The organism is Kitasatospora sp. NPDC051914, assembly GCF_040680995.1.
GTDB lineage: Bacteria > Actinomycetota > Actinomycetes > Streptomycetales > Streptomycetaceae > Kitasatospora.
The window spans coordinates 106,382-118,894 of record NZ_JBFAXX010000023.1; the positions used below are offsets into that span (position 1 = coordinate 106,382).

The 12,513-nt window shown below is 75.8% G+C and carries 11 protein-coding genes; 7 read left to right on the top strand and 4 right to left on the bottom strand.

The window, feature by feature from the left end:
* Window positions 1-9 precede the first annotated feature (9 nt).
* Window positions 10-1,488 (bottom strand): Rv2231c family pyridoxal phosphate-dependent protein CobC, encoded by a 1,479-nt coding sequence (cobC, locus tag AB0M03_RS17415; RefSeq protein ID WP_363492392.1) that lies wholly within the window; start codon window positions 1,486-1,488, stop codon window positions 10-12.
* A 235-nt stretch (window positions 1,489-1,723) separates the two neighbouring features.
* Here cobC and AB0M03_RS17420 point away from each other — a divergent pair, with 235 nt between their 5' ends.
* The 3 genes from AB0M03_RS17420 to AB0M03_RS17430 are packed head-to-tail and all read left to right on the top strand — an operon-like array spanning window position 1,724 to window position 4,985.
* Window positions 1,724-2,620, top strand: a complete 897-nt coding sequence (locus AB0M03_RS17420) for an alkaline phosphatase family protein (protein ID WP_363492393.1) — start codon at window positions 1,724-1,726, stop codon at window positions 2,618-2,620.
* 5 nt (window positions 2,621-2,625) lie between these two features.
* Window positions 2,626-3,936: an MFS transporter gene (locus tag AB0M03_RS17425; protein WP_363492394.1), complete on the top strand. Its 1,311-nt coding sequence runs from the start codon at window positions 2,626-2,628 to the stop codon at window positions 3,934-3,936.
* Window positions 3,933-4,985, top strand: coding sequence for a TolB-like translocation protein (locus AB0M03_RS17430; protein ID WP_363492395.1), 1,053 nt, complete (start codon window positions 3,933-3,935; stop codon window positions 4,983-4,985). The genes AB0M03_RS17425 and AB0M03_RS17430 overlap by 4 nt, the downstream gene beginning before the upstream one ends.
* A 13-nt stretch (window positions 4,986-4,998) precedes the next feature.
* On the opposite strand, the gene AB0M03_RS17435 is transcribed toward AB0M03_RS17430, so the two are convergent.
* Window positions 4,999-6,162 (bottom strand): FAD-dependent monooxygenase, encoded by a 1,164-nt coding sequence (locus AB0M03_RS17435; RefSeq protein ID WP_363492397.1) that lies wholly within the window; start codon window positions 6,160-6,162, stop codon window positions 4,999-5,001.
* A gap of 114 nt (window positions 6,163-6,276) precedes the next feature.
* Here AB0M03_RS17435 and AB0M03_RS17440 point away from each other — a divergent pair, with 114 nt between their 5' ends.
* Window positions 6,277-6,855, top strand: a complete 579-nt coding sequence (locus tag AB0M03_RS17440; RefSeq protein WP_363492398.1) for a TetR/AcrR family transcriptional regulator — start codon at window positions 6,277-6,279, stop codon at window positions 6,853-6,855.
* Here the strand turns inward: AB0M03_RS17440 and AB0M03_RS17445 are convergent.
* A complete protein-coding gene (locus AB0M03_RS17445) occupies window positions 6,828-7,304 on the bottom strand; it encodes a MarR family transcriptional regulator (RefSeq protein WP_363492409.1) in 477 nt (158 codons plus the stop codon). The genes AB0M03_RS17440 and AB0M03_RS17445 overlap by 28 nt on opposite strands.
* Window positions 7,305-7,478: 174 nt before the next feature.
* Here AB0M03_RS17445 and AB0M03_RS17450 point away from each other — a divergent pair, with 174 nt between their 5' ends.
* On the top strand, window positions 7,479-8,399 hold the full coding sequence (locus AB0M03_RS17450; protein ID WP_363492399.1) for an ABC transporter ATP-binding protein: 921 nt from the start codon (window positions 7,479-7,481) through the stop codon (window positions 8,397-8,399).
* Entirely contained in the window at window positions 8,396-9,985 is a 1,590-nt protein-coding gene (locus AB0M03_RS17455) for an ABC transporter permease (RefSeq protein ID WP_363492400.1), read from the top strand. The genes AB0M03_RS17450 and AB0M03_RS17455 overlap by 4 nt, the downstream gene beginning before the upstream one ends.
* A 31-nt stretch (window positions 9,986-10,016) precedes the next feature.
* Here the strand turns inward: AB0M03_RS17455 and AB0M03_RS17460 are convergent, their stop codons facing one another.
* Window positions 10,017-10,766, bottom strand: coding sequence for a metallophosphoesterase family protein (locus tag AB0M03_RS17460; protein ID WP_363492401.1), 750 nt, complete (start codon window positions 10,764-10,766; stop codon window positions 10,017-10,019).
* Between the two features lie 163 nt (window positions 10,767-10,929).
* Between AB0M03_RS17460 and AB0M03_RS17465 the strand changes: the two genes are divergently transcribed.
* Entirely contained in the window at window positions 10,930-12,423 is a 1,494-nt protein-coding gene (locus tag AB0M03_RS17465) for a DUF4190 domain-containing protein (RefSeq protein ID WP_363492402.1), read from the top strand.
* Window positions 12,424-12,513: the final 90 nt, after the last annotated feature.

The window sequence follows — 12,513 nt, forward strand, 5'->3', positions numbered from 1 at the left end:
CGGGCGCGGTCAGGGCGCGGTGACCGCGGCCAGGGCGGTGAGGAACCGGTCGCTGGTGGCGGGGTCGCGGACGGCGATCCGCAGCCAGTCCGGCCCCAGGCCGGGGAAGGTGTCGCCGCGCCGCACGGCGAACCCGGCCTCGCGGAGCCGTTCCCGGACCTTCGCCGCGCCGTCCAGCTCGACCAGCAGGAACGAGGACGCGGGCTCGCCGTGCACCCGCACACCCGGGATGCGGGCCAGACCCGCCAGCAGATGCGCCCGGTGCCCGGCCAGGTCCCGGGCGGCGGCCTCGGCCTCCGCCAGGGCGGCCGGTGCCGAGCACTCCTCGGCGGCGGTCAGCGCGGGGGAGGAGACCGGCCACAGCGGCTGGGCGGCGGCGAGTTCCGCGATCAGGTCGGCGGGGCCGAGGACGTAGCCGATCCGCAGGCCGGCCAGGCCCCAGGTCTTGGTGAGGCTGCGCAGCACGACGACCCGCCCGGGCAGGTCGCGCCGGCCGGTGAGGGCGGCGCTCTCGCCGGGCACGGTGTCCATGAACGCCTCGTCGACGACGAGCGTCCGGCCGGGCCTGGCCAGGCCCGCCACGTCCTCGGCCGGGTGCAGCACCGAGGTCGGGTTGGTGGGATTGCCGATCACCACCAGGTCGGCCTCCTCCGGCACGGCGCCGGGGGTCAGCCGGAAGCCCTCGGCGGCGCTCAGCACGGCGCGGTGCACGGTGTGCCCGGCGTCCCGCAGGGCGGCCTCCGGCTCGGTGAACTGCGGGTGCACCACGCAGACGTGGCGGGCCGTCAGGACCCGGGCGAGCAGCACGAAGGCCTCGGCGGCGCCCGCGGTGAGCAGCACCTCCTGCACCGGACGGCCGTGCCGGGCGGCGACCGCGGCGCGGGCGGCCGACGGGTCGGGGTAGGCGGCGAGGTCGCCCAGGGCGGCGGCGAGGCGGTCGCGCAGCCAGCCGGGCGGGGTGCCGGTGCGGACGTTCACGGCGAGGTCGACCAGGCCGGCGGAGCGGACCTCGGCGTCGCCGTGGTGGCGCAGGTCGAATTCGGTGCTCATCGCGGTGCTCTCCTCGGTCGGCGGTGTCTGCCCGGCGTCCCGCTGGTGTGCGGTGCTGCGCCGCGCGATCGCGACCGTGGCCCGGGCGGACGCCGTCTTGGGCACCAGCAGGACCCCGCCGGGCGCCTCGGCCAGGGCGGCGGCCTCGGCCACGCCGGGGGTGCCGACGGCGGCGCGGACGGCCTCGGACGGGTGCGGCACGGGTACGGCGGCGAGGGCGGCCGCGGGGTGGGCGGCCAGCGGGACGCCGAGGGTGCGGGCGGCCTCCTGCAGGCCCGGTTCGGCGGCCCTGGCCTCGACGGTGGCGAGCAGGACGAGCGCAGTGCGGTGCAGACCGGCGCCGGCCAGTGCCTCGTCGAGCAGGCGGAGGATCTCCTCGGCGGGGGTGCCGGGGCGGGCGCCGACGCCGGCCACCAGCGGGCCGTCCAGCTCCTCCACCGCGTCCTCCGCACCCCTGTGACCTGCCCGGAATCCCACCACGGGCGCGACGGGCGGGTCAATCGGGGCGGATGTGAGATGGAACGTACCGGCGTCGGGTGCTGTTCTCCCGTTCTTCATTTCCGCGGCGCGGCCCCGGCCATCGGGCCGGGCCTAGGGTTTGGCCGCTCGACCGGTCGCAGCACGCAGTACCCCCTGCTCCACCCCAACTGCACCCCCTCGTACGGAGGACAGCATGACCGCCGCTCGGACCCCGAAGCGCACTCGGCACACTTTCACCGCCCTCGCGGGCGCGGTGGCGATGGCCGCCGGGTCACTCGGACTCTGGGCCGTCACCGGCGCCACCGCCCAGGCCGCCACGCTCCCCGCCCCGGACCACGTGGTGGTCGTGGTGATGGAGAACCACGCCTACTCGCAGGTCATCGGCAGCTCCAGCGCGCCGTACATCAACAACACCCTCAAGGCCGGCGGGGCGAACCTGACCCAGTCGTACGGCCTCACCCACCCCAGCGAGCCCAACTACTACCAGCTGTTCTCCGGCTCCAACCAGGGCCGCACGGACGACAGCTGCGTGCCCGTCGGCTCGATCTCCGCGCCGAACCTGGCCTCCGAGCTGATCGCCGCCGGCAAGACCTGGGCGAGCTACAACGAGGGCCTGCCGAGCCAGGGTTCGACCGTCTGCAGCAGCAGCGCGGGCAAGTACGCGCAGAAGCACAACCCGTGGTTCGGCTTCTCCAACGTGCCGACCTCGACGGCGAAGACGATGACCCAGTTCCCGACCGACTACACGACCCTGCCCAAGGTGTCGTTCGTCATCCCGAACCTGTGCAACGACATGCACGACTGCTCGGTGGGCACCGGCGACACCTGGATCAAGAACAACCTGGGCGCCTACGCGACCTGGGCGAAGACCCACAACAGCATGCTCGTGGTGACCTTCGACGAGGACAACCGCCTCTCCGGCAACCGCATCCCGACGGTCTTCTACGGCGCGCACGTCATCCCCGGCAGCTCCACCGCCACCACCTACAACCACTACAACGTGCTCCGCACCCTGGAGGACCTGGCCGGCCTGTCCGCCCACGCGGGCAACGCCGCCACGGCCTCCGACATCACCGGCATCTGGAACTGACGCCCGTGTACCTCGCGGACTCCCGCTCCGGCAAGGCCGGCAGCACCGCGAGCAGCAGCACCGAGGCCGCCGCCGTCCCGGGCCCCCGCCCGGGGCGGCGCGCCGCCGCCGTGCCCGGCACCGTCCTGGCGCTGGGCGCGGTCAGCCTGATCACCGATGTCTCCTCGGAGATGGTCAGCGCGGTGCTGCCGCTGTACGTGGTCGCCGGCCTCGGCCTGTCCCCGCTCGGCTTCGGCCTGCTGGACGGCATCAACAACGGCGTCGGCGCCCTCGTCCGGCTGGCCGGCGGACACGCCGCCGACCGCGGCCGGGGCCGGCACAAGGCGGTCGCGGCGGTCGGCTACGGCCTGTCGGCGCTCTGCAAGCCGCTGCTGCTGCTCGTCCACACCGTCCCGCTGATCGGCGCCGTGCTCGCCGTCGACCGCACCGGCAAGGGCCTGCGCACCGCCCCGCGCGACGCCCTGATCTCGCTCGCCACCGCACCCGAGCACCGCGGGCGCGCCTTCGGCGTGCACCGGGCGATGGACACCGCCGGCGCGCTGCTCGGCCCGCTGGTCGCCTTCGCCCTGCTTCGGGCGGCGGCCGACGGCTACGACGCCGTGTTCGCGGTCTCGGCCTGCGTGGCCGCGATCGGCGTCCTGGTGCTGCTGCTGTTCGTCCCCGGCCGGTCGGGCGAGCCCGCCGACGGGCCCCGCCCGGGGCTGCGGGACTCGCTGGCCCTGCTGAAGGTGCCGGCGCTGCGGCGACTGACCCTGGCCGCCGTGCTGCTGGGCCTGACCACCGTCAGCGACTCCTTCCTGTACCTGCTGCTGCAGCGCAGGCTCGACCTGCCGACGCACCTCTTCCCGCTGCTGCCGCTGGGCACCGCGGCGGCCTTCCTGCTGCTGGCCGTGCCGTTCGGCATGGCCGCCGACCGGCTGGGCCGCCGCCGGCTGTTCCTGCTCGGCCACCTGGTGCTGCTCGCCGGGTACGGGCTGGTGCTCGCCCCGCTGCACGCCGGGTGGGTGGCCGTCGCCGTCCTGCTGCTGCACGGCTGCTTCTACGCGGCCACAGACGGGGTGCTGGCGGCGGCCGCCGCCGGCACGGTGCCCGCCGAGCAGCAGGGCGCGGGCCTCGCCCTGGTCGGCACCGGGCAGGCACTCGCCCGGTTCGGCTGCTCGCTGGCGTTCGGCGCCGGCTGGACCCTCTGGGGCGGGCAGACCGTGCTGGCGGCCGCCGCCGTCGCCCTGGCCGTCGCCGCTGCGGCGGCGACCCCGCTGATCCGCACCCCCGACTCCCCCCGTACCACCGGCACCACCGAGGAGCACCCTGCATGACGCTCCCCCAACCTTCGGCCGGGGGTGCCCCCATCACCCGCCTGCTGATCCTGCTGGCCGCCGTCGTCCTGCTCGGCGCGGTCGGCACCGGGGCGGTGCTGCACGCCGCCGACCGCTCGGGCCGCAAGGACCAGGAGCAGGCGGGCGGTCCGCGGATCACCCCCGGCGCCGTCGCGCTCACCGCGGACGGCGGCCGCCGGCTGCTGTTCCGCTCGACCGCCTGGGGCCCGCACCGCGACGAGATCACCGCCGTCCCGGCGGACCGCCCGGACGGCCCGCGGACGGCCTCCGGCGTCAAGTGCCTGCGCTTCCACGCCGCGGCGGGCACCGGCATCTGCCTGCAGGGCGAGCAGGACGGGCTGACCGACCGCTACAGCGCGGTCGTCCTGGACCCCGCCCTGCACGAGCTCAAGCGCTACCCGGCCGCCGGCATCCCGACCCGGGCCCGGGTCTCCCCGTCCGGGCACCTCGCCGCCTGGACGGTCTTCGTCAGCGGCGACTCCTACGCCGGCACCGACTTCTCCACCCGCACCTCGATCGTCGACACCCGCGGCTGGGAACTCCGGGACAACCTGGAGGCCTTCACCGTCCTGGACGGCGGCAGGCCGCTGCAGGCGCCCGACATCAACGTCTGGGGCGTCACCTTCGCCGACGACAACGGCTTCTACGCCACCGTCGCCACCGGCGGTCGCACGTACCTCGTCCGCGGCGACCTGGCGGCGAGGACGCTCACCACCCTGCACCAGAACGTCGAGTGCCCCTCGCTCTCCCCGGACGGAACCCGGGTCGCCTACAAGAAGCGGGTGGCCGGCGCCTCTCCGGACGCCCCGTGGCGGCTCTACGTGCTCGACCTCGCCACCATGACCGAGACCGCCACCGCCGAGCAGCGCAACATCGACGACCAGGCCCTCTGGGCCGACGGCCACACCCTGCTCTACGCCCTGGCCGGCGACTACGGCGCCGACCTCTGGACCGTCCCCGCCGACGGCACCGGCACCCCCGCCGTCCTCACCCGCTCCGCCCTCGCCCCCGCCTACCCGGGCGGCTGACCGGGAGGGTCCCTCACCCCACCGGCGGCCGCCAGTCCAGCAGCGCCGCGGCCGCCCGTACGGCCGTCCGCTCGGGAAGCCGGCCGACCGCCGCGAGGAAGGCGTCCCTGAGCGCGACCGGGAAGGGTCCTCGCAGTGCGACCAGCCGGCCGACCTGCCGGGAGCGGGTGGCCACGGTGGTGGTGCGGGCCTGCCGGGCCGCCGTGTAGGCGGCGAGGGCGTCGGTGACGTCCGCCCCGGCGAGGGCGTGCGCGAGGACGACGGCGTCCTCGACGGCCTGGCAGGCGCCCTGGCCCTGGAAGGGGGTCATGGCGTGGGCGGCGTCGCCGAGCAGGGCGACCCGCCCGTGGTGCAGGGCGGGCAGCGGGTCGGCGAGTTCCCACACGTCGTGCCGGAGCACCCGGGCCGGGTCGGACGACTCGAGCAGGGCGACCAGCCCGGCGTGCCAGGTACCGAACCGCCGCAGCAGTTCGGCCCGCTCGTCGCCGTCGGCGGCGCTGCCGCCGGGCGGGGTGAGGGCGGCGGCGTACAGGTAGACGCGGTCACCGGTGAGCGGGATGACGCCGGTGAGGGCGCCGCGGCCCCAGGTCTCGCCGGCCGGGACGGGCCGGCCGGGGGCGGGTACGACGGTGCGCCAGGTGGTGAAGCCCGAGTAGCGGGGCCCGGGGTGGCCGGGCAGCAGGGTGGTGCGGGTGGCGGAGCGCAGGCCGTCGGCGGCGACCACCAGATCGGCCCCGGTCTCCCGGTCGCCGACCGCGACCAGGGCCGGGCGCCGGGCGCTGCCGGGGTCGGTCAGCGCGGCGGGGGAGTCGGTGCGCACGGTGCCGGGCGGCAGTTGCCGGTGCAGGGCGTCGACGAGTTCGGCGCGGTGGACGGCGACCACCGGGTCGCCGTAGGCGCGGGCGATCGCCTCCTGGTCGGCGGTGGCGAGCCGGCGGCCGTTCGGGCGGCGCAGGGCGGCCTCGCCGTGCAGCCCGGCCAGCTTGCGGACGTCGTCGCCGACCCCGAGGACGTCGAGGGCGCGCAGCGCGTTGGGGGCGATGCCGAGGCCCGAGCCGACCGGGTCGAGCGAGGCGGAGCGTTCGTGGACGGCGACCTGCCAGCCGCGGCGGTACAGGGCGAGCGCGGCGGCCAGCCCGCCGATGCCCGCGCCGATGACGACAGCCTTCTGCTCCATCGCAGACCTCCTCGGTCACTACGCCTGTAGTGTCACGCTACTACATCTGTAGTGAACCGTCCGCGGCGACTGCCGGACACGGGACGGGCCGCCGGACACGGGATGATCGGTGCCATGAGTACGCCGCGCGCCGCCCTGATCGCCGACACCGCCATCGCCCTGATCGCCGAACGCGGCCTGCGCGGGCTCACCCACCGCGCCGTCGACGAGGCCGCCGGGCTGCCGGCCGGCTCCACCTCCAACCACGCCCGCACCCGGGCCGCCCTGCTGGCCGCCGCGCTCACCCGGATCGCCGACCTGGAGACCGCGGCGTTCGGCGCCGTGACACCCGAGCCCGGCCGGCCGCCGCGCGAGGTGCTGCTGGACGCGCTCGCAGCCGGCGTGCACGGGGCACTGACCACCGGGCTGCCGCTCACCCTGGCCCGGCTGGAGCTCGCCCTGGAGGCCACCCGCCGTCCCGAACTGCGGGCCGTCTACGACCGGTTGGGCGGGGGCTTCGCGGAGGTGGCGGCGGGGCTGCTGGCGGCGGCCGGCTCCCGCGGCGCCGCCGCGGACGCCCGCAGGCTCGTCCGCTGGTGCGACGGCGTCATCTTCCACACCGCCGCGGGCGCGGGCCGGGCCGGCGGTGTCCCGCAGCCGCAGGAGCTCCGCGCCGAGGCCGCCCGCTACCTGGACGCGCTGCTCGCCCCCTGAGTCGCCGCCCGGGTCGTCTCCCGGGCCGCCGCCGCGCGCAGCTGTTCGCGCCGGTCGTGCCAGCGGCCGAGCAGACCGGGCAGCTCCTCGCGCATGAAGCCGAAGAAGGCGAGCGACTCCGCCAGCCGCTCCCCGGCCGGGGTCTTTTCGCCGAGCGCCTCGATGCCCTCGCGCAGGCCGGCCTCCCAGCGGACCAGCTCCCGGTCGCGGTGCACCGAGGCCTCGTACCAGGCGTCGTCGTGCACCCGGTAGCGGTCGCGGCGCGAGCCGGGCTCGCGCTCGCGGGTGACCAGGTTGATCTGGCTCAGGAAGCGCACCGCGCCCGACACCGCGGCCGGGCTGACCCGGAGCGAGTCGGCGAGTTCGGCGGCGGTGAGGCGACCCGAGTCGGTGGCGAGCAGGGCGGTGAACACCCGGGCGGGCATCCGGGGGAAGCCCGCGTCGGCCATGACGGCGGCGAAGCGCTCGATGAAGGCGCCGACGGCCGCCTCGTCCCGTTCCACCGCGCTGCCTCCCGTACCCGCTGCGACTGTCGGACCATCATCGGGGACCGAACGGCCCTTCCGGAAATCCATCGGATTCACGAACTTCACGAATCCGTGAATCGAGAGTACCGTCGAGCCATGACGACCGCCATCACGGTGACCGGCCTGGTCAAGGACTTCGGCCGGACGCGCGCGCTCGACGGGCTGGACCTCACCGTCGCCCGCGGGGAGGTGCACGGCTTCCTCGGGCCGAACGGCTCCGGCAAGTCCACCACCATCCGCATCCTGCTCGGCCTGCTGCGCGCCGACGGCGGCACCGCCCGGCTGCTGGACGGCGACCCCTGGCGGGACGCCGTCGCCCTGCACCGCCGCCTCGCCTACGTGCCCGGCGACGTCACCCTCTGGCGCAACCTGACCGGCGGCGAGGCCATCGACCTGCTCGGCCGACTCCGCGGCGGCCTCGACCGGGCCCGTCGCGCCGAACTCCTCGAACGCTTCGAACTCGACCCCACCAAGAAGGGCCGCGCCTACTCCAAGGGCAACCGGCAGAAGGTCGCCCTGGTCGCAGCCCTAGCCTCCGACGCCGAACTGCTCGTCCTGGACGAGCCCACCTCCGGCCTCGACCCGCTCATGGAGGACGTCTTCCGCAGCTGCATCGCCGAGGAACGCGACCGCGGCCGCACCGTGCTGCTCTCCAGCCACATCCTGTCCGAGGTCGAGGCCCTCTGCGACCGCGTCAGCATCATCCGGGCCGGCCGCACCGTCGAGACCGGCACCCTCACCGAGCTGCGCCACCTCACCCGCACCTCGATCGACGCCGAACTCGCGGGCCCGCCACCGGAACTGACCGGCGTCCACGACCTGGTCACCGAAGGCCGCAGGGTCCGCTGCCAGGTCGACGCCGACCGGCTCGACGAGGTGCTGCGCGCCCTGAGCGCCGTCGGCGTCCGCAGCCTCACCAGCCGCCCGCCCACGCTGGAGGAACTCTTCCTCCGTCACTACGAGCAGCCCGGCGCACCCCGCGACGAGCAGACCCCCGACCCGGCGGTGACCCGGTGAACACCCTCGCCGGCACCCCGGTGCTGTTCCGCCTCGCGCTGCGCCGCGACCGCATCGCGCTGCCCGCCTGGGTCTACGTGCTGGCCGCCTCCGTCGTCTCCACCGCGCTCTCCTTCCGCTCCCTCTACGACACCGAGGACTCCCGCCTGCGCTTCGCCGCCGGCATCGCCGCCAACACCTCCCTGCGCGCCCTGTACGGCCCGCTCCACGACCCGTCCACCATCGGCGGGCTGACGGCCTGGCGGATGGGCGTCTTCGGCGCCGTGCTGGCCGGGCTGATGAGCACCCTGCTGGTCGTCCGGCACACCCGGGCCGAGGAGGAGGACGGGCGCCTCGAACTCGTCGGCGCCGGCGCGGTCGGCCGCCGCGCCCCGCTCACCGCGGCCCTGCTCGCCGCCGCCACCGCCAACCTGCTGCTCGCCGCCCTCGTCGCGCTCTGCCTCACCGCCACCGGCCAGTCCGCCGCGGGCTCGCTCGCCTTCGGACTCGCGCTCGCCGGCTGCGGCATGCTCTTCGCCGGCACCGCCGCCGTCACCGCCCAGGTGGCGGGAACCGCCCGCGCCGCCAACGGCCTGGCCGGCGCCCTGCTCGGCACCGCCTTCGTGCTGCGCGCCGTCGGCGACGCCGGGCCCGCCTGGGTCGGCTGGCTCTCCCCGATCGGATGGGCCGAACAGGTCCGCCCCTTCGCCGAGAACCGCTGGTGGGTGCTGCTGCTCCCCGCCGCCGGCACCGCGCTCGCCGTCGCCGCCGCGTACGCCCTGGTCGCCCGCCGCGACCTCGGCGCCGGCCTGCTGCCGCAGCGCCCCGGCCCCGCCGCCGGCGCCCCCGGGCTGTGCACCGCCGCGGCCCTCGCCGTCCGACTGCACCGCGGCACCCTGCTCGGCTGGGCGGCCGGCTTCGCCGCGGCCGGCCTGGTCTTCGGCGGGGTCTCCCGCGGCATCGTCGACCTGGTCGGCGACAACGCCCGGGTCGCCGACGTGATCGCCCGGCTCGGCGGCCGGCAGGGCCTCCTCGACGCCTACTTCGGCACCATGACCAACCTCTTCGGCATGATCGTCGCCCTGTACGCGGTGCAGGCGGTACTGCGGCTGCGCGCCGAGGAGATCTCCGGCCGGGCCGAACCGGTGCTCGCCACCGCCGTCTCCCGGCTCCGCTGGGCGGCCGGCCACCTGCTCTTCCCGTTGGCCGGCAGCGCCGTCCTGCTCGCCGTCGCCGGGGTCTTCACCGGCCTCGGCCAGGGTGCCGCAATGGGCGGCACCGGCCACGCCGTGGCCCGGCTGCTGCCGGCCGCCCTCGCCCAACTCCCCGCCGTGTGGCTGACCGCAGCCGTCGCCCTCGCCCTGGTCGGCCTGGCACCGCGGTGGAGCACGGCCGGCTGGGGCGCCCTCGCCCTCTTCCTCCTGCTCGGCTGGCTCGGCCCGGTCCTCCGCCTCCCGCAGTGGGTCCTCGACCTCTCACCCTTCACCCACACCCCGCACCTCCCCGGCGGCGCCTTCACCCCCACCCCCCTCCTCTGGCTCACCGCCCTCGCCGCCGCCCTGGCAGCGGCCGGCCTGGCCGGCCTCCACCGCCGCGACATCGGCTGAGCCGACCGCCGAGGTGCTGCGCGTGCAGCCCTCAGCGACCGTCCCGCGGCCCGAACACCCGGAGCGCGTCGGTGTCGGTGGAGCGGGCGTTGAGGTAGTGGTCCGCCCAGGGGCCGATCTGCTCCCAGCCGCAGTCGCGGACCAGTCCGGCGACGGCCGCAGGGACGTCGAAGACCGTGCGCCGCAGCTGGACACCCGGGCCGAGCAGCGCCCAGTGGGCGCCGCCGCGGCCGTACGGCATGCCGATGCTGCCCGGGTTGACGACCAGCCGGCCGCCGGCGAGCCGCGCGTACGGCATGTGGGTGTGCCCGCAGACGACCGTGCCCACCGCCTCGTCCAGGCCGTCGAACACCTCCGTCCACCGCTCGGGGCGGGAGTCGACCAGGACGACCTCCTCGTCGTCCCGCGGGGTGGCGTGGCAGAACAGCACCTCGCCGAGGCCCTCCACGGCGAGGCGGGCGGTCGGCGGCAGTCCGGCCAGCAGCTCGACCTGGTCCTCGCGCAGCGCGTCCGCGGCCCACGGCCCGATCGGGTCGGGGATCTCGGTGCGCAGGCCGCGCCGGTACTCGACGAGTTCCCGGTCGGCGTTGCCGGCGACCCACACGACCCGCTCGCCGAGGGCGGTGAGCAGGTCCAGCACTTCGGCGGGCTGCGGTCCGGCGGCGATGTCGCCGGTGAGCACGATCCGGTCGGCGGCGGCGACCTCGGGCTCGGCGAGGACCGCACGGAGGGCGGGGAGCACCCCGTGGATGTCGGAGAGAACGGCGACCTGTCGCATCATGACGCCCACTCTGCTCCGCATGTCCGGCCCGTGCGCGGGTGTTCGCCCGCTGCGGACGTCCACCGCCCGAATATGCTCGGACGGTCGTCCGGGTGATCCGCTATATTCGCGCCGCCGTCGAACGACCGGTTTCCGGCGGCGAACAGCGCACAGGGAGCCCCGCATGCCGTCCGACCCGTACAGCCCCCAGCCGGACGACCGGGCGGCCCAGGACGAGGCGTTCGCGCGGGCCTTCGCCCCGCCGTCCCCGCAGGCCGACCCGCCGTACGGCGCACCGCCGCAGAACCCCTACGCGCCGCCGTCCCCGTTCCAGGACGCCGTCCCGCCGTTCGGGGCGCCGCAGGACGTGGCGGCCCAGGACGAGGCGCTGGCACGGGCGTTCGCGCCGCCGTCGCAGACCGTGCCGCTGTCGACCGCCCCGCCGCAGCCCGGGTTGCCGGGAGCCGTCCCGCCCGGCCCGGTTCCGCCCGGGGCGGTCCCGGTCGCCCCGTGGGGCAGCGGGGGCTGGGGTCAGCCCGGCCCCGGGTACCCGGGATGGCAGCAGCCGGTGGGGCCGCCGACCGCCTGGAGCGGTTACGCCATCGCCTCGTTCGTGCTCGGCGTCCTCGGCCTCGCGTGCTGCATGTGGGTCGGCGCGATCGCGTTCGGCGTGGCGGCCCTGCGCACCGTCAAGGCCCGCAACGAGCGCGGCCGCGGCCTGGCGATCGCCGGCATCTCGCTGGGCGGCCTCTGGGCGGTGGTGCTGGCCGTGGTGATGGTGCTGGGCGTCGTCTTCGGCGACCGGGACCCGCTGGACGGCCCGTACGAGACCGACGACACCGGCCGGACCTCGGTCTCCGGGGTCTACGACCTCGCGGTCGGCGAGTGCTTCGTCAAGCTGGGCAGCGGCAAGGGCGAGGACGTCACCGACGTCGAGACGGTCGACTGCTCCGAACCGCACTACGGCGAGGTCTTCGCCAACCCGCGCCTCACGGCCTTCGTCTACCCCGGCAAGGACCGCGTGGTCGCCGACGCCAGGAAGAGCTGCGCCGACGCCCTCTTCGACTACGCGCCGGACAGCTGGGCGATCTCCGAGGACCTGGAACTGCACTTCTTCTACCCCGACCAGGAGACCTGGGCGCTGGACGACGACCACTACGCCACCTGCTTCCTGACCGACACCAGCTCCTTCGCCAAGGGCTCCGCACGCCAGGACCGGACCGCCCTGAACGAGGCCCAGCTGGCCTACCTCCGCGCCGAGAACCGGATCGACCGGGCCTTCGACGAACAGCCGGACGCCAAGCCCGCCGAGGACCCGGCCGCCTACCGGGCGTGGGCGCTCACGCTGTCCGTCGCGGTGGACAGGGAGATCGACGACCTGGGGAAGCGCGACTGGGGCGGGGTGGCCTCCGGCCCGGTCGGCGCGCTCAAGGGCGAGCTGAAGCAGGCCCTGACCCACCTGCGGGCGGCCCGGACCGCCACCGACCCGAAGGTGATGGAGCAGGAACTCGCCAAGGGCGAGGAGCTCCTGGGCTTCGAGCGCCCGGAGGCCGTCCGCGCCGCACTCGGCCTGGCCACCGGCGACGGCCCGGGCAACAGCGGCAAGGGCGGCCCGAACAAGCCCGGCGGCACCCGGACGGACCGCCCCGCCCCGGTCTCCGACCTGCGCCCCGCCTAGATGGTTGATTCCAAGGTCAGTGGTCGTAGGCGGTGAGTGACCGCAGTGTTGGCTGGCCGGTCTTGTGGTTGTGCCAGATCGCTGCGGTGA